General features: G+C 62.2%; 19 protein-coding genes. 9 read left to right on the forward strand and 10 right to left on the reverse strand.

What is annotated here, in order from left to right:
- The first annotated feature begins 85 nt into the window (after nt 1-85).
- Together ACYQ1P_RS16640 and ACYQ1P_RS16645 are read left to right on the forward strand one after the other, a co-directional pair.
- A complete protein-coding gene (locus ACYQ1P_RS16640; protein WP_460021469.1) occupies nt 86-922 on the forward strand; it encodes a UDP-2,3-diacylglucosamine diphosphatase in 837 nt (278 codons plus the stop codon).
- Between the two features lie 8 nt (nt 923-930).
- Complete coding sequence (locus ACYQ1P_RS16645; RefSeq protein ID WP_460021470.1) at nt 931-1,995, forward strand: glycosyltransferase family 4 protein; 1,065 nt, start codon at nt 931-933, stop codon at nt 1,993-1,995.
- On the opposite strand, the gene ACYQ1P_RS16650 is transcribed toward ACYQ1P_RS16645, so the two are convergent.
- From ACYQ1P_RS16650 to ACYQ1P_RS16660, 3 genes are all read right to left on the reverse strand, one after another.
- A complete protein-coding gene (locus ACYQ1P_RS16650) occupies nt 1,964-3,520 on the reverse strand; it encodes a sensor histidine kinase (protein ID WP_460021471.1) in 1,557 nt (518 codons plus the stop codon). The genes ACYQ1P_RS16645 and ACYQ1P_RS16650 overlap by 32 nt on opposite strands.
- A 65-nt stretch (nt 3,521-3,585) precedes the next feature.
- Nucleotides 3,586-4,074: a peroxiredoxin gene (locus tag ACYQ1P_RS16655; protein WP_460021472.1), complete on the reverse strand. Its 489-nt coding sequence runs from the start codon at nt 4,072-4,074 to the stop codon at nt 3,586-3,588.
- Nucleotides 4,071-6,164 carry a protein-disulfide reductase DsbD family protein gene (locus ACYQ1P_RS16660; RefSeq protein WP_460021473.1) on the reverse strand — a complete coding sequence of 698 codons (2,094 nt, stop codon included), beginning with the start codon at nt 6,162-6,164 and terminating at the stop codon, nt 4,071-4,073. Before ACYQ1P_RS16660 ends, ACYQ1P_RS16655 begins: the two co-directional genes overlap by 4 nt.
- Before the next feature lie 120 nt (nt 6,165-6,284).
- Here ACYQ1P_RS16660 and ACYQ1P_RS16665 point away from each other — a divergent pair, with 120 nt between their 5' ends.
- The 4 genes from ACYQ1P_RS16665 (at nt 6,285) to ACYQ1P_RS16680 (ending at nt 9,572) form a co-directional block, all read left to right on the forward strand.
- A complete protein-coding gene (locus ACYQ1P_RS16665) occupies nt 6,285-6,863 on the forward strand; it encodes a YqgE/AlgH family protein (RefSeq protein ID WP_460021474.1) in 579 nt (192 codons plus the stop codon).
- Nucleotides 6,860-7,117, forward strand: a complete 258-nt coding sequence (locus ACYQ1P_RS16670; RefSeq protein WP_460021475.1) for a hypothetical protein — start codon at nt 6,860-6,862, stop codon at nt 7,115-7,117. The genes ACYQ1P_RS16665 and ACYQ1P_RS16670 overlap by 4 nt, the downstream gene beginning before the upstream one ends.
- 139 nt (nt 7,118-7,256) lie before the next feature.
- Nucleotides 7,257-8,102, forward strand: coding sequence for a phosphate/phosphite/phosphonate ABC transporter substrate-binding protein (locus tag ACYQ1P_RS16675; RefSeq protein ID WP_460021476.1), 846 nt, complete (start codon nt 7,257-7,259; stop codon nt 8,100-8,102).
- 18 nt (nt 8,103-8,120) lie between these two features.
- A complete protein-coding gene (locus ACYQ1P_RS16680; protein WP_460021477.1) occupies nt 8,121-9,572 on the forward strand; it encodes a sensor histidine kinase in 1,452 nt (483 codons plus the stop codon).
- Here ACYQ1P_RS16680 and ACYQ1P_RS16685 read toward each other — a convergent pair.
- From ACYQ1P_RS16685 to ACYQ1P_RS16710, 6 genes are all read right to left on the reverse strand, one after another.
- Entirely contained in the window at nt 9,553-10,812 is a 1,260-nt protein-coding gene (locus ACYQ1P_RS16685) for a M16 family metallopeptidase (protein ID WP_460021478.1), read from the reverse strand. The genes ACYQ1P_RS16680 and ACYQ1P_RS16685 overlap by 20 nt on opposite strands.
- Entirely contained in the window at nt 10,809-12,215 is a 1,407-nt protein-coding gene (gene thrC / locus ACYQ1P_RS16690; RefSeq protein WP_460021479.1) for a threonine synthase, read from the reverse strand. Before thrC ends, ACYQ1P_RS16685 begins: the two co-directional genes overlap by 4 nt.
- Nucleotides 12,216-12,261: 46 nt before the next feature.
- Nucleotides 12,262-12,714, reverse strand: coding sequence for a (deoxy)nucleoside triphosphate pyrophosphohydrolase (locus tag ACYQ1P_RS16695; RefSeq protein WP_460021480.1), 453 nt, complete (start codon nt 12,712-12,714; stop codon nt 12,262-12,264).
- Nucleotides 12,715-12,720: 6 nt separating this feature from the next.
- Nucleotides 12,721-13,956 carry a bifunctional glutamate N-acetyltransferase/amino-acid acetyltransferase ArgJ gene (argJ, locus tag ACYQ1P_RS16700; RefSeq protein ID WP_460021481.1) on the reverse strand — a complete coding sequence of 412 codons (1,236 nt, stop codon included), beginning with the start codon at nt 13,954-13,956 and terminating at the stop codon, nt 12,721-12,723.
- Between the two features lie 7 nt (nt 13,957-13,963).
- Nucleotides 13,964-14,824, reverse strand: a complete 861-nt coding sequence (locus tag ACYQ1P_RS16705) for a peptidylprolyl isomerase (RefSeq protein ID WP_460021482.1) — start codon at nt 14,822-14,824, stop codon at nt 13,964-13,966.
- Between the two features lie 203 nt (nt 14,825-15,027).
- Complete coding sequence (locus ACYQ1P_RS16710) at nt 15,028-16,155, reverse strand: hypothetical protein (RefSeq protein WP_460021483.1); 1,128 nt, start codon at nt 16,153-16,155, stop codon at nt 15,028-15,030.
- Nucleotides 16,156-16,426: 271 nt separating this feature from the next.
- Here ACYQ1P_RS16710 and secA point away from each other — a divergent pair, with 271 nt between their 5' ends.
- The 3 genes from secA to ACYQ1P_RS16725 are packed head-to-tail and all read left to right on the forward strand — an operon-like array spanning nt 16,427 to nt 20,127.
- Nucleotides 16,427-19,186, forward strand: a complete 2,760-nt coding sequence (secA, locus tag ACYQ1P_RS16715) for a preprotein translocase subunit SecA (protein WP_460021484.1) — start codon at nt 16,427-16,429, stop codon at nt 19,184-19,186.
- A 39-nt stretch (nt 19,187-19,225) separates the two neighbouring features.
- Nucleotides 19,226-19,678 carry a tellurite resistance TerB family protein gene (locus ACYQ1P_RS16720; protein ID WP_460021485.1) on the forward strand — a complete coding sequence of 151 codons (453 nt, stop codon included), beginning with the start codon at nt 19,226-19,228 and terminating at the stop codon, nt 19,676-19,678.
- Complete coding sequence (locus ACYQ1P_RS16725) at nt 19,675-20,127, forward strand: tellurite resistance TerB family protein (protein ID WP_460021486.1); 453 nt, start codon at nt 19,675-19,677, stop codon at nt 20,125-20,127. Before ACYQ1P_RS16720 ends, ACYQ1P_RS16725 begins: the two co-directional genes overlap by 4 nt.
- Here the strand turns inward: ACYQ1P_RS16725 and ACYQ1P_RS16730 are convergent, their stop codons facing one another.
- On the reverse strand, nt 20,128-21,084 hold the full coding sequence (locus ACYQ1P_RS16730; RefSeq protein ID WP_460021487.1) for an acetyl-CoA carboxylase carboxyltransferase subunit alpha: 957 nt from the start codon (nt 21,082-21,084) through the stop codon (nt 20,128-20,130).
- Between the last annotated feature and the right edge of the window lie 34 nt (nt 21,085-21,118).

Consider the following 21,118-nt stretch of genomic DNA (forward strand, 5'->3'; position numbering starts at 1 on the left):
TCCGGTTACTCAACATGTGGGAGTTCAACGGGGCCTCCCACTATATATATGAAACCCCGTCTTGTCGGGGATAAAGGTCCACGCCATGAACGCCGTGAGCAAAAGCAAGCTGCATTATCGGACCATCTGGATCTCGGACATCCACTTGGGAACCCGTGGATGCAAGGCGGAATTTCTGCTGGATTTCCTGCGTCATACGGAATCGGATTATCTCTATCTGGTCGGCGACATCATCGACAATTGGCGCCTGAGCCGCAAATGGGAATGGCAGCAGAGCCATAACGACGTCATTCAGAAAATCCTGCGCAAGGCCCGCAAGGGAACCAAGGTCTATTATATTCCCGGCAATCACGACGAAAGTTTCCGCGACTTCGCCCGCCACCGTTTTGGCAACGTGGCTATTCAGACGGAAATCATTCACACGGCGGCCGACAAAAAACGATATCTGGTTCTGCATGGCGACCAGTTTGATGCGGTGGTAAAGTATGCCAAATGGCTGGCGTTGATCGGTGACTGGGCCTATGAATTCCTTCTAGAAGCCAATCACTGGCTGAATGTGGTCCGACGCAAGTTGGGATTTCGGTATTGGTCGCTCTCCGCCTTTTTAAAACACAAGGTAAAGAATGCCGTCGAATATATCAGTCGTTATGAAGAAGCGGTGGTCGGCGAGGCCCGCAGGCGCGGCGTCGATGGCGTCGTCTGCGGCCATATCCATGCTACGGCGCTATTCGACATGGGTGGCATTCTCTATGCCAACGATGGCGACTGGGTGGAGAGTTGCACCGCATTGGTGGAACATCCCGATGGTCGGCTGGAGGTTCTCGATTGGTTGAAAATGCGCGATCTGTCGCCAATCGACGCCCGGGTTCGGGAAGTTGCTCCCATGTCTCGACCGATCGAGACCCCGGCAACGGAGATCTGAGCCCCCCCATGCCTATCTTCATTGTCTCCGACGCTTGGTATCCGCAAGTCAACGGCGTGGTGCGCACCCTGGACTCCCTTGGACAGATGCTCCGGTTGCGGGGCCGCGAGGTCCATTTCCTCACCCCGGACAGTTTCCGCACCGTGCCCTGTCCCACCTATCCGGAAATTCGCCTGGCAATATTTCCCGGGCGACAGGTCCGCCGGGTCCTCGAAGCGGCCCGCCCCTGCGCCATTCACATCGCCACCGAAGGCCCCCTGGGACTGGCGGCCCGCCGCTATTGTCAACAAGAAGGATTGCCCTTCACCACGGCCTATCACACCCGCTTCCCGGAATATATTTACGCCCGGACGCGCTTGCCGCTGTCTTGGTCCTATGCCTTCATGCGCTGGTTTCATGGCGGGGCGGCCAATATCATGGTGGCCACGGAAACCATCGAATTGGCGCTTAGAGAACGGGGATTCAATAATATCCGCCGTTGGACGCGCGGGGTTGATACAGAGTTGTTCACCCCTGAACGGCGCCAGAACAAACCCGCGGAATTGGTCGATCTGGACGGCCCAATTCAGCTCTATGTGGGCCGGGTGGCGGTGGAAAAGAACATCCAGGCCTTTCTCGATCTGAAGACGCCGGGCCACAAGGTGGTGGTCGGCGACGGCCCGCAGCTGGACGAGTTGCGCCGTGCCCATCCCGAGGTGCTGTTCGCCGGCACCAAGCATGGGGAAGATCTGGCGTCCTGGTATGCGGCGGCGGATGTGTTCGTTTTCCCCAGCCGCACCGATACCTTCGGGCTGGTGCTGATTGAGGCGCTGGCCTCGGGCGTCCCGGTGGCCGCCTATCCGGTGCCCGGACCGTTGGACGTCATCGGCGACAGCCCTGCCGGGGCCTTGGATGAGGACCTGGAAGCGGCGGTCCGTCGCGCCTTGAACATTCCCCGCCAGTTGTGCCGCCCCCATGCGGAGAAGTTTTCCTGGGCCGCCAGCGCCCAACAGTTTCTCGACAATCTGAGCCCGATCCGCGATCAGGAGACGGCATTGGAACTCAAGCGGACGGCGGAGGTTCTGCCGGGCTGAGTGGCAGGGTGAAGTGGAAGGTCGCCCCCTGCCCCAGTTCACTTTCCACCCAGATTCGCCCCCCATGGCGCTCGACGATGCGCTTACAGATGGCCAGCCCGATTCCGGTCCCGCCGTATTCCTCACGCTGATGCAGGCGCTGGAAAATAATGAAAATCCGATCATGATAGACGGGGTCGATGCCGATTCCGTTATCGGCCACCGCGACATGGACCATGCCCTTTTCCACCGCGCCGGATATCCGAATCTCCGGCCGTCCGTCGGGTCGGCGATATTTGAGCGCATTGACAATCAGGTTCTGGAACAGTTGTCCAATTTGCGATGGATCTCCCTGAATGCTCGGCAATTTTTCACACACCACGGTACCGCCGGACTCCTCCAGCTCGACCCGCAATCCCTCCATCACGTTTTTTGTCAGACGTTCACAATCGACGGCGGACAGTTTATCGCGATGGGTTTCCACCTGGGACAAGGCCAACAGGTCGCTGATCAGGGAATCCATCCGCAATGCCCCATCGACCGCATAGCCGATGAACTGATGGGCATCCTGATCCAGCAGCCCGGTACATTTCCGTTGGAGAAGCTGCAAATAGGAGGTGATCATGCGCAACGGCTCCCGCAGATCGTGCGAGGACACATAGGCGAACTGGCGCAGTTCATCGTTGGAGCGTCGCAGTTCGTTTTGCGTCCGGGCCAATTGCTCTCCCATCTTGTTGAAATGATCGCCGATTTGCGAAAATTCCCCTTCCAGGCCGGAAATGCGGTGATTCAGGTCGCCCGCAGCCAGCGCGTCGAGGCCCTTCGAGAGCAGGATGGCAGGTCGGGTAAGGAAGCGGCGAACGGTCAGGGTGATGATCAGAAACAGCCCGATGAACACCAGCAGGTGGACGACCAGATCCTGCATCACCGTGTTCCAGATCCGTTGATCCAGATCCCCGCCCGGAATTTTGATGCTCACGATGCCGCGCAGGTCCCCGACCTTCATGTCGAAGGCCGTGTCGTAGGCGTCCCGAATGGTTTGCGGTGCATCTTCGCGGCGCCCATGGCATTTCAAGCAGTATTTCTCCACCCAGATGGGGCTGGCATAGTGGAAATAGGTTTCGCCGTCACCGCCCTTGAAGGTGGTCAGGCGACGCTCTTCCTGGCGGTTCTGGCGGAAAAATTGCATCGCCGCTTCCTCGACCGCATCGGCCCTGTTCCTGGAATTCCGAGGATTGTCCGACACATTGTTGAAGGAAACGCCGGAATGGTCCCAGGACTTGAACTCCTCGGAAATCCGCGAGATGGAATGGGCGGGCAGAAAGCCGATGGTCTTCGGAGTCAGTTCAATCCCGCTCTCCAGAAACTGGTGCTGATAGACCCGGCGCAGTGCCATGAGCACTCCGCGCAACCCCTCCGCCCTCTGGTAGGCTTCCTGGACGGCGGCTTCCTTGGCCCGGAAATAGGACAGTCCTTCCAGTCCGGCAAAAGCCAGAAACAGCAAGCCACCAATCAGAATGATCAATCGGGTCTGCAAGGATGTCACGAAACGGCACCTCGTCTCCGAACGGTGGCAGGGCCGGCCATGGTACAGGCCAAATAAGTTTTTGACTAGAGATGTCGCAAAACGTAGTCGGCATCCGATACCCGGTATTCCCCCGGGGCTTCGATGTGCAATTGGCTCACCCGACCGTTGTCCAGCACCATGGCGAACCGTTGGGCGCGCAGGCCCATGCCGTAGGCCGTGGCATCGGTTTCCAGGCCCAGGGCCCGGGTCATTTCCCCATTGCCGTCGGCCAGCATGAGCACCCGCCCCGCCACCTGCTGGGCCTCCGCCCAAGCCCGCATGACGAACACATCGTTGACCGACAGACAGGCCAGCAGATCAATGCCCCGTTCCAAAAACCGTGGTTGATTTTTCGCATAGCCCGGTAAATGCAGGGTCGAACAGGTCGGCGTGAAGGCCCCGGGAAGGCCGAACAGCACCGCCCGCCGGTCGGCAAAGCAGGAAGCGGTTTGCAGGTTGAGGAATTCACCCGTCGCATCGAAACTCTTCAGCGACACGTCGGGCAGGCGGTCGCCCACGGCAATTGGGGTCATGGGCCGACGCCCCGCGCCCGATCCAGGGCTTCGAGCACCATGGAGGAGGTCAGCAGCTCAGGCAGCGGCTGACCGTCCGGCGTCGCCGCCCCGTAAACGGCGTTGAAGGGAATGCCGTAGCGCCCGAATTGTGCCAGATAGGCGGCGATGGTCTCGCTGGGCCGGGTCCAGTCGGCCTTCATGGCCACCACCTCGGGGGCGTTCAGGCGGGCATGCACCGGGTCCACCTGGAGCACCGCCGCCTTGTTGACCTGACAGGTCAGACACCAGTCGGCCGTCACATCGACGAAGACAATCTTGCCCTCGGCAATCAGTCCCGCAATGGCCGCCTCATCGAACGGTTGCCAGAGCCCCTGCGGATCAGCACTGGAGGTCGGGGCCTCGTCGGCAGGGACGACAAACGCCGCCACCGCCAGCAGAGTCACCAGCGGCGTGAGGGCCTTGCCGAGCCGGGCGCGAAGGGCAAACAGCGCGCTCAGAAGCAGCAGCAGGCCACCGACCATCACAGCCGCGTCGCGCCCCACCTGGGCCACCATCACGCTGACCAGCCAGACCGCCGTCGCCGCCAGGGCGAAGCCCAGAATTTTCTTCAGGGTCACCATCCATGCGCCCGGTCGGGGCAGTCGGGTGGCCCATGTCGGACGGGCCGCCACCAGCAGATAGGGCAGCGCCAGACCGAGCCCGATGAACAGAAATACCGCCAGAATTTCCACCGCGCCCCGAGCCAGGGCGAACCCGACCGCCGTGCCCAGGAAGGGGGCCGAACAGGGAGTCGCCAGCAGGGTGGCGAACACTCCGGTCAGAAAATGCCCGCCCAGACCATGCACCCGACCGGCCCCTGTAGCCCCCAGGTCATTGAGCCATTGCGGCAGGCGGATGTCGAACCAGCCCCAGAGATTACAGGCGAACAGGGTGACCAGCAGCGCCATGGCGGTGAGGAACCAGGGCTGCTGGAACTGAATGCCCCAGCCGATGGAGGCTCCGCCCTGCTTGAGCAGGATCAGCACCGTCGCCAGCCCGAGGAAGGTGGTGACGATGCCCGCCGCCGAGGCCACGAACCCCAGGCGCACCTCGCGAGGATCGCCGCCGCCGTGACCGATCACCCCGAGCAGCTTGATGGACAGCACCGGCAGCACGCAGGGCATCAGGTTGAGGATCAACCCGCCGAGCAGCGCCAGCGCCAGGATCAGGGGCAGGGAAACCGTCGCCGCGTCTGCGGACACCGAAAGGCTGTTTGGCGTATTCGCGATGATCGTCGATTGCCGTTCAGCGGTGCGCGGCCCATCAACCAGGGTCAGGGTCAGGGTCGCCCCGATGCCGCCGTCCGCCACGTCCTTCAGGCCCTCGACGGGAATGCGGAAGCTGGCCTGCCGTCCGCCCCCGGCCAGGGAGGCCACAGGCTTGCCGAAGATCAGTTCGGGCGGTCCCTCCACGTAAAGATCCGGGGCCTCGAAGGGGGCCATGCCCTGGGCCGCCGCCAGCAGCACGGGCTTCTCACCCGGGATCAGACCAACAATCGGTTCAAGGGTCAATCCGTGCGCCGCGCCATTGCCCGGCACCTGGGCCTGGTAGAGGTCGATCAGAGCCGCTTCGGGGCTCGATGTGATGGCCTCGCCGCCCGGCAGATCGAGCGCCAGATCCACCTGATAGGGAATGCAGATTTCGGCGCAGGCCAGGAAATCCACATTGCCGCGCAGGGCCACGTCCCGGCCTGGATTCTCCAGCCGGGCCAACAGCGGCAGCACCACCTCGTGCTTGTAGCCGATGGTCTCGAATCCAGCGGCGGAAAAACGCACCGGAGCGGGCCACAGAATCTCCACGTCGGCCAGATTTCGCGAGCCGCTCCAATCAATCTGCGGCGGAAACCCGGCATCCCCCGGTGACCGCCAGTAGATTTTCCAATCGTCTTCCAGTTGGAAATACAGCCCCAACCGGGCCTCCTCCCCAGGCAGGGCATTGTCGGCCGAAATCAGGCGCAGGGAGACATGCTCCAGACGCGCCCATTCGGAACCGGCCGCCGGGGCCGGGGCAGGCGACGAAAAAACGGCCCCCAGGCCGATCAACAGGAACATCAAAATTCGAATCATCATCCTTTGACTATAACCTGTTTACGCGGCAGGGAAATGCCCTACACGGATATTTGATCGCCCGACATCGCCCGACCCGACAAGGGCATTGGGTCGAACGATCCCCTGTGCGATAATGAAACCATGAGCAAGAACGAAACCCTCGATCTGGTAACCCTGTCCGGCCAGCTTCTGGTGGCCATGCCGGGAATCGGTGACCCGCGCTTCGAGCGCTCGGTGATCTACATCTGCGCCCACGGGCCGGAAGGGGCCATGGGGCTGGTCATCAACCGGGTGATGGACTCCTTCACCCTGCCCGACCTGCTGGAACAACTTGACATCGACCCCATCGGCGTCGATGAGCGCATTCGGGTGCATGTGGGCGGACCGGTGGATACGGGACGCGGCTTCGTCCTGCATTCCGCCGACTATTTCCAGGACTCCACCCTGCGGGTCGATGGCGACATCGCCTTGACGGCGACGGTGGATATCCTGCGCGCCATCGCCCACGGCCATGGTCCGGACCGCTCCCTGCTGGCCCTCGGGTACGCGGGCTGGGGACCGGGGCAGTTGGACGACGAGATCCTGGCCAATGGCTGGCTCAACCTGCCCGGCGACAGCCGTCTGATTTTCGATCCCGATACGGACCACAAATGGGAGCAGGCCCTGGCCCGGCTGGGCATCGACTCGTCGTTGCTGTCGCTTGAGGCGGGTCACGCATGAGCAAGGACGGCAAAAAGGCTGCCCAGACCCTGCACCGCGATTTGCTTGAGCGCATGGCCGCCTGCCCCACCGCCGATACCCTCAACGCGCAGGTGCTGGAGCCCTTCATCGCCGCCCTGGAACGGCTCTGCGTCGAGCGGGGCTACCTGCTCAATACCTTCGGCGAACGCACCAACCTTGCCGTCACCAGCGAGGACGACGCGCCGGTGATTTACGACCTGATCGAGGAATATCTCGATGCCGAAGACTCCTGAGCCCCCTGAACGATGAAAAATCTATGACAACCCAATATGTTGGGTTATACTTGGGAGGTAGATACCCGAAATGCAATCGGACCTGAGTTGCTCTTTCCAAAGTGTGTGGAAAGGTGGCTCTGTGGGGGGAGTCGCAGGATTGCTCAAAGGACTTTTCCGCCGGTGGCTCATGGTCCTGGCCCTGGGCGTTTTGATTCAGGGGCCATCGTGGGCTGCGGAGCCGCTGGAAATCGGCATCACCCCCTACTACAGCACCCGTTTGCTGTTCAAGCAATACGAGCCGTTGCGGGTCCATCTGGAAAAAACCCTGGGACGACCGACCTATTTTGTCACCGCGACGGATTTCCAGACCTTCGCGCTCAAGACCCGTGATCGGGCCTATCGGTTCATTTTCGATGTGCCGCATTTCGGTCGCCTGGCGGAAGTGGACGACGGCTATCGGGTGCTGTTGCAGATGAAGGCCGTCCTGCGCGGCACCTTCCTGGTCGCCCAGGAGAGCCCCGGCGCGTCCCTGGCCGACCTGCGCGGGCTGACGGTGAGCACGCCGGACCCGTTGGCGATCATCACCATGATGGGGGCCGAGGCACTGGTCGATGCCGGTCTGATGCCGGGCGAGACCGTAACCCTGATCGCCAAACCCTCCCATAATGCGGCGGTGCTGTCGGTGCTGAACGGCGAAAGCGACGCCGCCCTGGTCTGGTACAAGACCCTGGCCAGCATGGCCCCCGAGACCATTGATCGCCTGCGGGTCATCGGCAACACGGTGGACGAGCCGATCTTCATCCTGTTTCTCGCCGCTCCGCAAGTCGAGGACGCGGAGGTCCAGGCGGTCCGACAGGCGCTGCTTGATTTTGCCGCCAGCGACGAAGGGCGGGCGTTCGCCCAGGCCACCGGCTATGGTCATATTGCGCCGGTATCCAGTGACGATTTGACGTCCCTGGACCGCTATTTGGGGTCGGTCCGCCGAGCCCTCGACGTGCCGTAGATCGGGTCTGGAACCTCCATGCTGCCTCCGCTTTTCCGATCCTTTGGCTTTAAATTGGTCCTCGCCAGTCTGGCTGTTGAAGTCCTCATGCTGCTGGCGCTGTTCGCCAACGACTCGGAAGTTCTCGAAGACGTCCACAGCCGACATACGGAGACCCGTTTGGCGGAATTGGCGCAGTTGTTTTCCACCGCCCTTGCCCCGCCCCTGGTCGAGCGGGATTCCGGTACTTTGCAGGACAGCCTGGACGCCATCCATACCATCGGAAACATCGAATACCTTTTGTTGTATGACTCCACCGGGCAAGTGATGGCCCGCAGCGGCTGGGCGGAGGAGGCCCCGCCCCCCGACTCAATCGGTCGCCCCGGCAAGGGGGTGGAGAAGATCTGGCATGCGTCGACCCCCATCACCCTGGGCGGACAGATTTACGGAACCCTGTACTTCGGCATATCCACCGCCGATTTCATCAAGGCCCGACAGGACATGCGACGCACGGCGGCAGGCATTCTGGGCCTAGCCATTGTCGGCTCAACGTTGCTGTTCTCGTTGATCGGCTATTGGCTGACCCGACGCCTGCGGGCGGTCGCCCATGCCGCCGAAGCGCTGGCGCTGCATGATCAGTCGGTGCGGGTGGAGGTGGGCCGGGGCGGCGACGAGATCGACCGCCTGGGCCACAGCTTCAACGCCATGGCCGAGGCCCAGGAGCAGTATCTCAAACAGCTTCGGGCCAGCGAAAAAGAGTTGAAACGCTCCAATCAGGATTTGGAGCAATTCGTTTATCTGGCCTCCCATGACCTGCAAACGCCCCTGCGCACGGTCACCAGTTACGTGCAGTTGCTCGAACGACGCTACGCCGACAAACTGGACAAGGACGGGCGGGAGTTCATCGCTTTTGCCGCCAACGCCAGCAAACGCATGTCGGACCTGATTCTCAATCTGCTCAATTTTTCCCGAATCGGAGCCGACAAAATTTCTTTCGCCCCAGTCTCCATGCAGGCGGTCTGGGAACAGGGGCTGGCCCTGGTTGCGTCACGGATCACGGAAACCGGTGCCATCATCACCCAGGACAAGCCGCTTCCGCATGTTCTGGGGGATCGCAGCCAATTGGAACAATTGATCCAAAACCTGCTGGAGAATGCCCTGAAATACCGCCGCAAGGAGGTCGTGCCGGAAATTCATTTCGCCGCCCGGCGCGAGGGCCTGCAATGGCACTTTACCCTGTCCGACAATGGCATGGGGGTGGCGGCCAGTTACCAGGAGCGTATTTTCCTGATCTTCCAGCGGCTGCATACGGACGACAAATACGAGGGCACCGGCATCGGTCTGGCCCTCTGTCGCAAGATTGTCGAGCGCTACGGCGGTCGAATCTGGATCGAATCGGCGGGAGAAGGTCAGGGAGCGACCCTCCACTTCACCCTGTATCCGGCCGAAGAGGACGCGGCTCAGAAGGCGCTCAGTTCAGACGCGCCGTGAGCTTTTCCAGGCTTTCCAGTTTGTGCAACGGCCCGACGGCGGCCAGGGTCGGCGGACTCTTGAAAATCCGCTGGGCAACGGCGAGCACGGACTCCCGATCCACCGCGTCGAGATTTTCGACGATTTCCGCAATCGGCAGCGGACGCCCGAAGATCAGCATCTGCCGCGCAAGTTGTTCGCAACGGGAGCCGGTGCTTTCCAGGGACATCAAAATCGACGCCTTGATCTGGGCCTTGGCCCGGGCCACTTCCTTGTCGGTCACGCCGTCGCACACCGCGCGGATCTGATCGCAGATCACCGGCATCACCTGGGCCACTTCGTCCTGCCCGGTGCCGGCATAAATGCCGAACAAACCGTCGTCGGTGTAGCTTGATGTGAAACTGTAGATGGAATAGACCAGCCCCCGTTTTTCCCGGATTTCCTGGAACAGCCGCGACGACATGCCGCCGCCGAGCAGGCCACTGAGCACGCTGGACGCATAATAGTCCGGATGGCCGTAGGGCGTGCCGCCGAAACCGAACACCAGATTGACCTGTTCCAGATCGCGATTTTTACGGCATTCCCCTCCCGCATAGCGGGCCGTCTGAGGCTTGCCGGGGGTGGTCGAAGTCAGCCTCTCGAAGGCGGTCCCGGCCAGCGCCACCAGGGCGTCATGGTCAAGGTTCCCGGATGCCGACAGCACCATCTGCGAGGCGCTATAGTGGTCATCCATATGCTCGACCAGATCCTGCCGGGTCAGCCCGCCGATCCGTTCCAGGGTACCCAGCACCGGACGCCCGAGCGGCTGATCCGGGAAGGCGGTTTCCTGGAAGTAGTCGAACACGATATCGTCGGGGGTATCGTGGGCCTGATGGATTTCCTGCAAGACGACCGCCCGTTCGCGTTCCAATTCCGCGCCGTCGAGCAGCGAGTTTTGCAAAATATCGGCCAGAATATCCATTGCCAGCGCGCTGTCTTCCTTCAGCACCTTGGCGTAATAGGCGGTATGCTCGCGCGAGGTATAGGCGTTGATCGACCCTCCGACAGCCTCGATTTCCTCGGCAATGTCCTGCGCGTCGCGGGTCGGGGTGCCCTTGAAAGCCATATGTTCGAGCAGATGGGAGATGCCGTTGCGCATCGGCTTTTCGTGGCGGGTCCCCACTTCCACCCAGGCCCCCAGGGAGACCGTCTCGACCGTTGGCATGAAATCGCTGACGACACGCAGACCGGAGGGCAGAGTGGTTACCTGAACGTTTTTCAAACCTTGCCCCGCGTGGTCAATGTGGACGTAATATGGTCTTTCAGGCCATCCAGCCTGTTGGGCAGCACGGTGAACCGTTCCGGGCGATCGAACAGATCGGCCATGCGGGGGGGCAGCGCCGGATGGACCCCGGTCGCTTCTTCCACCGCCGCCGGGAACTTGGCCGGATGGGCGGTGGCCATGGCGACCACCGGCACCGACGGATCGGCCCGGCGTTGTTCGGCCGCCATCAGGCCGATGATCGAATGGGGATCGAGCAATTCGCCGGTGCTTTGATGGACAGCCCGGATGGCCTCCCGGGTCTGCGTGTCATCCATGCGGAATCCGGTGAATTGGGCCTTTAGGGGGTCCCATTGATTGCGCCCGAAGCTCAAAGTGCCGTCGGCCCGGAAGCGGGTCATGGCTTCGGTCAGCGCCGCTCCGTCCCGCCCATAGAGATCAAACAGCAGCCGCTCGAAGTTGGACGACACTTGGATATCCATGCTCGGGCTGAGGGTCGGCACCACCTGCGCCATGCTCATGTGGCCGGTCTCCAGGGTGCGGGTCAGGATATCGTTGGAATTGGAACCGATGATGTATTGGGCGATGGGCAGCCCCATCTTGCCCGCCGCGTAGGCCGCGAAGATATTGCCGAAGTTGCCGGTGGGCACGGCAAAGGACACCGGCCGATCCGGGGCTCCCAGGTTTACCGCCGCCGCCACGTAATAGGCGATCTGCGGCATGATCCTTGCCCAGTTGATGGAATTGACCGCCGACAGTCGCCGGGCATCACGGAACGCAATGTCGTTGAACATCGCCTTCACCGCGTCCTGGCAATCGTCGAAGGTGCCTTCCAGGGCGATGCAATGCACGTTGTCCGAGGGCACGGTGGTCATCTGGCGGCGCTGCACGTCGGACACCCGGCCATGGGGATACAAGATAAAGCATTCGATGGCCTCCCGGTCGCGGCAGGCCTCGATGGCCGCCGAGCCGGTATCGCCCGACGTCGCCCCGACGATGGTCACCGTCTCGCCGCGCTTGCTGAGGACATAGTCGAACAGCCGCCCGAGGATCTGCATGGCCATGTCCTTGAAGGCCAGGGTCGGGCCATGGAACAGTTCCATCAGCCACAAATTATCGCCCAGTTGTTTCATCGGCGCGACGGCACGATGGCCGAAACCGGCATAGGCGTCGCGCACCATATCCGCAAAAACATCTTCGGGAATCACCCCGGCCACATAGGGACGCATCACTCGGGTGGCGATTTCCCAATAGGGCAAGCCGCGCAAGGCCCGCCAGTCGGCATCGCTGAACGTCGGCCATTGATCGGGCACGTAAAGACCGCCGTCCCGGGCCAGGCCGGTCAGCAACACATCGTCGAAGGGCAGGTCGGGGGCCTGCCCGCGGGTGGAAATATATTTCAAGACGGCCTCGCGGATTGGCGATCGGAGCAGCGCGTAACCTAATCCGCTACAGCCAGTCCCGCAACAGCGGAATCAACGGCAAGTCGGCGGGCGGCATGGGAAATTCAGCCAATCGCGCCGGGCGGACCCATTGCAGACTCTGCCCCTCCATCGGTCGGACCTGCCCCTTCCAGGTGCGGCAGACATACAGCGGCATCATCAGATGAAAGTCGTCATATTGGTGCGAGGCGAAGGTCAATGGCGCGAGACAGCTTTCCGTGACGTCGATCCCCAATTCCTCGCGCAACTCCCGCACCAGCGCCGTTTCCGGGCTTTCGTTCGCCTGCACCTTGCCGCCGGGAAACTCCCACAATCCGGCCATCGCCTTACCCTCCGGGCGTTGCGCCAGCAGCACCCGGTTGTCCGCATCGAGCAACGCCACCGCGCTGACCAGCAGCACCGGCAGCGGGCGATGGGGCGGCAGGGCACCGAAACAGCCGTCAGGATCTAAGGACGACATCCGCCCTCATGTCCGATAGTCGGCGTTGATCCGGATGTACTCGTAGGTCAAATCGCAGGTCCAGACGGTGGCGCTGCCATCGGCGATTCCCACATCCGCCTGAATGAGGATTTCCTTGCCCTTCATGTGGGCCGCCACCGGCGCTTCGTCGTAGTCGGGCACGGCGCGGCCTTCGGCCGCCACCGGAATGCCGCCGATGGAAATCACCAGCTTGTCCCGCTCGGCCGCTTCGCCGGACTTTCCGACCGCCATGACGATACGGCCCCAGTTGGCGTCCTCCCCGGCGATGGCCGTTTTGACCAGCGGCGAGTTGGCGATGGAAAAGGCGATCTTTTTGGCCGCCCGGTCATTTTCCGCGCCGCTGACCTGCACCTCGATCAGCTTGGAGGCCCCTTCGCCGTCCTTGACCACCAACAGGGCCAGATCCAGCAACAGGTCGTGCAACGCTGTGCGAAATCCCTCCAACAGCGGATCGCTTGCCGTGCCGGGCACCGGATTGCCCGCCTTGCCGGTGGCGAACAGCATCAGGCTATCGGACGTGGAGGTGTCGGAATCGACGGTGATGCAGTTGAAAGTTTCATCCACAGCGGCCCGCAGCAATTGCTGCAAGACGTCGGAGGGCAGATCGGCATCGGTCACCACATAGGACAACATGGTCGCCATGTCCGGGGCGATCATGCCCGAGCCCTTGGCAATGCCGTTGATCCGGACCGGAACATGGCCGATCTTCGTGGTCCGGGTCGCGCCCTTGGGGAAGGTATCGGTGGTCATGAAGGCGCGCGCGGCGGCCTCCCAATTGTCGGGGGCCAGGGCACCGTATATGGCTTCCATGGCATCGGTGATGCGCTGATCGGGCAGGTCCTGACCAATGGTGCCGGTGGAGGCCAGATAGATCTCCGTTTCCGGACAGCCGACAACCGCAGCGCAGCGGGCCAGGGTGCGTTCCACCGACCGCTTGCCCGCCATGCCGGTGAAGGCATTGGCATTCCCCGCATTGACCAGCAGGGCATGGGCCCGACCGCCGCTGACCTGCAAGGCGTTGCGGCACCAATGCACTGGCTCGGAGGCGGTTTTGGAGGTGGTGAACACCCCCGCCGCTTCCGCCCCGTCGGGGAAATGCATCAGCATCAGATCGCTGCGATTGCGATACCGAATCCCCGCCGCGTGGGCGGCCAGTCGCACACCCTCGATCACGGGCAAGGCGGGAAAGGCCGCCGGGGCCAGGGGCGATACCTTGCTCATGGCCGACTTACTGTGCCGCCGGGGCCGTCGGCGCGGGCAACGGCGTACCGTCGAGGCCGAACCGCTCGACCTGCGCCTTGGCCATCAGGCTTTTGGTCAGTTCTACCGCATAGTCATTGGACAGCTTGGCCCGAATGGCGGGCATCGACTGTTCCAGGGTCGGCACCGGTGCGGTCCGCTTGTCCTCCAGGAAGATCACATGCCAACCGAACGCCGTTTTGACCGGCTTGGTGGTGAAGGTGCCTTTTTGCAGGGCCAGGGCCGCCGCCTCGAATTCCGGCACCAGGGAACCTTGACGATTCCAGCCCAGGTCGCCGCCATTGGGACCGGTCGGGCCGATGGAATTCTTGACTGCCAGCTCGGCGAAATTGGCTCCGCCGTTGAGCTGGGTGATCAGTTCCGCCGCCTTGGCTTCGTCGTCCACCAGAATGTGGCGGGCGTGGATTTCCTCGACGCCGGTATTCTGCGCCACCACTTGTTGATAGGTGTCCTGGATATCCTTGTCGTTCATCCGCGAGGTCACATGCTCGACCAGCAACTGCCGGGCGATGAGTTGATCCTCGACCCGATGCACCCGCTCCTTGATGTCGGGCAGGTCCTGCAATCCACGGCTCCGCGCCTCGACGGCCAGCAGCTTGTTGTTGACCAGCGCCGACAACAGAACGCCGTAGACCTGGTCGATCGGCACCTGCTGCGCCTTCTCCGGCAATTGTTCGCGCGCCACCAGAAGCTCACCGAACAAGATCGGCTCGCCGTTGACCCGGGCCACCACCGTTTCGGGGGTGGGGTCGGCGGCGCGGGCAGTGGCGAACACGGAACCCGCCGCAATCAGGCAGACGGCGGTGGTACGGACAAGACGTGCGATCATGAAGCTGTATCCTTCGAGAAAACAATTGGGCCGTGACTGAAGCATATCACTGCCCAAGCGGCAAGGGGGTATGGGGATTTCAAGGAACGCAACCGAAAAAACGCCCCAGACCCGAGGCCTTGCCCTCGAGTCGGGACGCGCGTCGACAGGCTCCCCAGGGCCGCCCGGACCGGCGACTACCGGCCCGAGTCAACACCTGCAAATCAGGCCTTGGAGTCGAACTTGCTGCCGCCCACTTGATCCTTGGGCAGGGTCGCCCGCTCTGCCGCCTGAGCGAATTCGACCAAACCGGCGGACAACTGGACCTGCCCCTCGCGGCGCGAGAACAGCGGCCGGATGGCATCCAGACTGACCAGCGTCAGACCTTTCTCACCCTCCCCTTCACGCAGAGAGCCGCCCTTGACCAGCATCAGGGAGGAAATCGCCAGATCAACCCGACGCCGTAACAGGTCCAGCCCGGCCTGTTGTTCTTGCGGTGGGGCACCGGGACGGATCGCCTGCGGACCATAGGTCGCCACCCGAAGTGGCTCCTTGGACCGGGCGGCGGGCGGTAGCTCCAGTTCGATTTCGGGCCGCGACCCCACCCGCGCCACGTGGCCGCGCAGGGCATCGGTCCCCGAGGCGAAGGCGATTCCCGAGGTCAGACCGGCAAGATCCACCTCGCTGCCGGTCAGATCCTGGGCGAAATTGGACTGACCGCCGTTCACCAGCGCTGCACCGGGCGAGGTCTCCACCACCACGTCGATGCCTGAATAGCTGACCCCAATGCCGCCACCGGCCCCCAGGCTGATCTGAAGATCCTGGACGGCGATGGAAATATCCGCCGAATCGGTGGCGGCGACACTGAACCCGCCGGAAGTCTTAATGGGCGGAACGGTAAACCCGTCCAGCGCCTGGGTGACGGCCTGGGTGACTCCGGCACCGCCGCCCTGATTGAAACTGATGTCGTGTTCGATGGTCGCGCCAACTTTCTGGGCAACACCGGACGAAGTATCGCCGGTCTGACCGAGCACCACGAACAGGGTGGAGAGTTCGGATTTGAGGGCCGCCACCGCATAGGACAAGGCCCGCGCCGGAGACACGCCGGTAATGGTCGGCAAGGCGGCGCGCGGAATCGACTTCAGATCGACCACCACGCCGGAGCCGCTGTCGGTGGAATCGCCGGATTTTTTCTGATGTTCGCTGGCAACGGGCTTCTGCCGCTCGGCCGCCTGCTGATGCTGCAAGCGGTCGATGTCGGGCCGTTCCGCCGGTTGCTGATGGGCCGCGCGGGCATCTGCCTTGGGCGGCACTTGCTGGGAGGGGAGCCCCCCGATATTGCTTTCGTTCATATATTTGGCCTCCTTCTGAGGGTACACTACGGACCGCAGGGACAGGCTTCTGCCCTGTAAAACCTCCGCGCCGCACCGCGCATCATAACAGATTGTCCGGTTTTGGTACAGCCCCGGAATAACTTTGCCGCACAAATTCCCTTGAGCGGAATTGGGCAGTGCCGTTGACAGGACCGGCTGTCGCCTCTATCTCTTGCCCAACTGCGTGGGAAGCCCCGTGCCGGGACATTCCGTTTGCGCCCATGACACCATTTAGTCCGAGGATTTTCCCATGTTTGGCGCCATTGCCCGCAAGCTGTTCGGTTCGGCCAACGATCGCTTCATCAAGGGCCTGACCAAGACCATCGAGGCGGTCAACGCCCTGGAGCCCGAGGTTTCGTCCCTCAGTGATGCCGATCTGGCGGCCCGTACGCCGTGGCTGCGTGGCCGCCTTGAGCAGGGCGAAAGCCTCGACGATATTCTGCCCGACGCCTTCGCCACCGTGCGCGAGGCGGCCAAACGGACCCTCGGCGAACGCCCCTACGATGTGCAGATCATGGGCGGGCTTGTGTTGCACCGTGGCATGATTGCCGAGATGAAGACCGGTGAAGGCAAGACCCTGGTCGCCACCCTGCCGGTTTATCTCAATGCCTTGTCGGGCCAGGGCGTGCATGTGGTCACGGTCAACGACTATCTGGCCAAACGCGACGCCGAATGGATGGGGCAGGTCTACCGCTTTCTCGGTCTGACCGTCGACTGCATCGTGCACGGACTGGACGACGCCCAGCGTCAACGGGCCTACGCCTGTGACGTCACCTACGGCACCAACAACGAGTTGGGCTTCGATTACCTGCGTGACAACATGAAATTCCGGCTCGAAGACATGGTGCAGCGGCCGTTCAATTTTGCCATCGTCGATGAGGTGGACTCCATCCTGATCGACGAGGCGCGCACGCCGTTGATCATCTCCGGCCCCACCGAGGACAATTCCGAGCTTTATGCGCGGATCGACAAGCTGATCCCCAACTTGCTGCCGGAGGATTTCGAAAAGGACGAAAAGTCCCGCTCCGCCACCTTCACCGAAGTTGGCACCGAGAAGATGGAAGGTCTGTTGCGCGAGATCGGCGTGCTGACCGAGGGCAGCCTGTACGACCTGCAAAACATTTCCCTGGTCCACCATATCAATCAGGCCCTGCGCGCCCATGTGCTGTTCACCCGCGACGTGGACTACGTGGTCAAGGACAACAAGGTGGTCATCATCGACGAGTTCACAGGACGCATGATGGAGGGCCGCCGCTTTTCCGAAGGCCTGCATCAGGCGCTGGAAGCCCGCGAGGGGGTGGCGATCCAGAACGAGAACCAGACCCTGGCCTCGATCACCTTCCAGAACTATTTCCGCCTCTACCCCAAGCTGGCCGGCATGACCGGCACCGCGATGACCGAAGCCGGGGAATTCGCCGAGATCTACAAGCTCGATGTGGTGGAGATGCCAACCAACGTCCCGGTCACCCGCATCGACGAGGACGACGAGGTCTACCGCACGGCGGTGGAAAAGAACGAGGCCATCGCCGATCTGATCGCCGAATGCCACAAGCGCGGACAGCCGACCCTGGTCGGCACGGTCTCCATCGAGAAGTCGGAAACCCTGGCCGCCCTGCTGAAAAAGCGCAAGATTCCCCATGCGGTACTGAACGCCAAGCATCACGCCAGCGAGGCCATCATCATCTCCCAGGCCGGTGCCCCCGGCGCGGTGACCATCGCCACCAACATGGCCGGACGCGGCACCGACATCAAGCTGGGCGGCAACGTGGATATGCGAATCCACAACGAGTTGGGCAAGCTGGACCCGGAGAGCGAGGCGTTCCAAAAAGGCAAGGAAGCAATCCAGGCGGAAGTGGCGGCCAACAAGAAGATCGTGCTGGAGGCCGGTGGACTCTACGTGATCGGCACCGAACGCCACGAGAGCCGCCGCATCGACAACCAGTTGCGCGGCCGTTCGGGACGTCAGGGCGATCCCGGCGGATCGAAGTTCTATCTGTCCCTCGAAGACGACCTGATGCGGATTTTCGGCTCCGAGCGCATCGACGGCATGTTGCAGAAGCTGGGCCTCAAGGACGGTGAGGCGATCGTCCATCCCTGGATCAACAAGGCGCTGGAAAAGGCGCAACAGAAGGTCGAGGCGCGCAACTTCGAAATCCGCAAGAACCTGCTGAAATTCGACGACGTGATGAACGACCAGCGCAAGGTCATCTATGAACAGCGCAAGGAATTGATGGCGACCCAGAATGTGGCCGATACGGTGGCCGACATGCGCCATCAGGTGATCGAGGAAATGGTCGCCCGCTGCATCCCGGAAAAGGCCTATGCCGAGCAATGGGATACCAACGGCCTGCATGAGGAGGTTCTGCGTGTTCTCGGGCTGGACCTGCCGATCACCGACTGGTCGAAGGAAGAAGGCATCGCCGACCAGGAAATCCGCGAGCGGATTCTCAAGAAGGCCGACAGCAAGGCGGCGGAGAAGGTCGCCAATTACGGCCCCGAGGTGATGCGCGACGTGGAAAAGAACGTCCTGCTTCAGGTGTTGGACTTCGTCTGGAAGGATCATCTGCTGACCCTCGACCATCTGCGTCAGGGCATCGGCCTGCGCGCCTATGGTCAGCGCGACCCGCTGAACGAATACAAGCGGGAAGCCTTCAATCTGTTTGACGACCTGTTGTCGGTGCTGCGCGAACGGGTCACCCAGTTGTTGATGCATGTGGAATTGCACATGGCCCCGTCACAGGACTTCTCGCTCAGCGGTGGGCCACAGGAAATGCACGAATCGCGGATTGATCCAGCGCTCGGCTATTCCCAGGTCACCGGCCTGTTGGGCGACTCCGAGGCCTCTGAAAAGTCCGACGGTTCGGGACCGGCTCCCATTCGCTCCCGTCAGGCCGCCGACGCAATCGACCCCCAGGACCCAGCCACATGGGGCAAGGTGTCGCGCAATGCCCCCTGCCCCTGTGGGTCGGGTCGCAAGTTCAAACATTGTCACGGACAGGCAGCTCAATAGTACTGGACGCTCACCCGGGGGTTCGCCAGAATAACGCTCATGACAGACCGGCTGACTAAGATATTTTCCGACTCCGGCGACGCGGCGGAATTTTCCATTCTGCAAGTCGCGGTCGGCGCCTTGATGATCAAGGCGGCGGCGGCCGATGACGACTTTCAGGCAGCGGAGCGGGAGACCATTGAAACCCAGCTCACGCGGCGTTTCAGCCTCGCCCCCGGAACAGCCGGGCGGCTGATTGAAGCTGCCCTGGCCTTCCTCAAGGACTCCAAGGGCATGTATGCCTGTTCCATGGTCCTGAACGACGAACTGGAAGACACCGAACGCATGGCGCTGCTGGAGATGATCTGGGAGATCATGTATGCCGACGGGGTCCTGCACCAGTACGAGGAACGGCTGATGCGCCGGGTCGGCCCCATTCTCGATATCGACGAGGCGGACAGCCTGCGCATTCGCGACGAAGTCCGGGCCCGGATGGAGATTTCTCCCGAATGAACAAAAAATTGGAAAAACTGTTCGAAGGGCCCTTGGAGAACAACGGCAAAGTGGAGTTCACCTCCCTACAAATCGCCGTCGGCGGATTGCTGGTCAAGGCCGCCCAGTCCGATGCCCATTTCCATGACCTGGAAAAAGAGGCCATCCATGGCTTGTTGGCGACCCGCTTCAACCTTACCCCGGCGCAGGTGGATGCGCTGCTGGTGGAGGTCGAGGAGGTGCTTGCCGGACCGCATGGAATCTATAGCTGTTCCATGGTGGTGATGGATGAACTGGCGAGCGAGGATCGGGTGCGACTGCTCGAAATGGTCTGGGAAGTGATGTTCGCCGATGGCATTCTGCACAACTTCGAGGCGGGATTGATGCAACGTCTGTCGCCGCTGCTCGATATTGATGCCAACCAGATGCTGGAAATCCGCGACCGGGTCCACAATCGCGGGACGACCTGATCAGGCCAGCCCCTGTTTGCCCATTTCGAGGAATTTGCTGCGCCGCTTGGCGCGGATCACGCCGCCCTCCAGACCCGCCAGGGCTTTCAGCTTCTTTTCCAGGACATCGCCCAGCGCCTTGATGGCGGCGGTCGGCTCCCGATGCGCGCCGCCCAGGGGCTCGGGAATGATCCCGTCGATCACCTTGAGAGCCTGCAAGTCGGTGGCGGTCAGGCGCAAGGCATCGGCGGCGGTTTCCGCCTGCTCGCCGCTGCGCCAAAGAATCGAAGCGCATCCCTCGGGCGAGATCACCGAATAGACCGCATGTTGCAGCATCAGCACCACGTTGCCCGAAGCCAGGGCAATGGCCCCGCCCGAGCCCCCCTCGCCGATGATTACGCTGACCAGTGGCACCCGCAGATCGAGGCAGGTTTCGATGGAGCGGGCGATGGCCTCGGCCTGTCCGCGTTCCTCGGCTTCCTTGCCCGGATAGGCCCCCGGCGTATCGACCAGGGTGATCACCGGCAGATGGAAGCGGTCAGCCAGACGCATCAGACGCATGGCCTTGCGGTAGCCTTCCGGTCGCGGCATGCCGAAATTGTGGCGCACTCGGGATTCCGTGTCACGGCCCTTTTCCTGGCCGATGACCATCACCGATTGACCGCGCAGCCGTCCCAGGCCGCCGACGATCGCCTGATCGTCAGCGAACGCCCGATCCCCGGCCAGCGGCGTGAAGTCGTCGATCAACCCGTTGATGTAATCCAAGGCCTTGGGCCGGTCCGGATGGCGCGCCACCTGAGTTTTCTGCCAGGGGGACAGCTTGGCGTAGGTCTGCTTGAGCAGTCGCTCCATCTTGCCCTGAAGCTTGCTCACCTCTTCGGCAATGTCCAGCCCGCCCGAACTGCCCATGTGGCGCAGCTCGGCGATTTTGCCTTCCAACTCGGCGATGGGTTTTTCAAAATCGAGATACGTATGCATGAGCGCTTGGTAGCACAAAGACTCATCGTTGGCG

This window comes from Magnetospira thiophila (assembly GCF_054657015.1).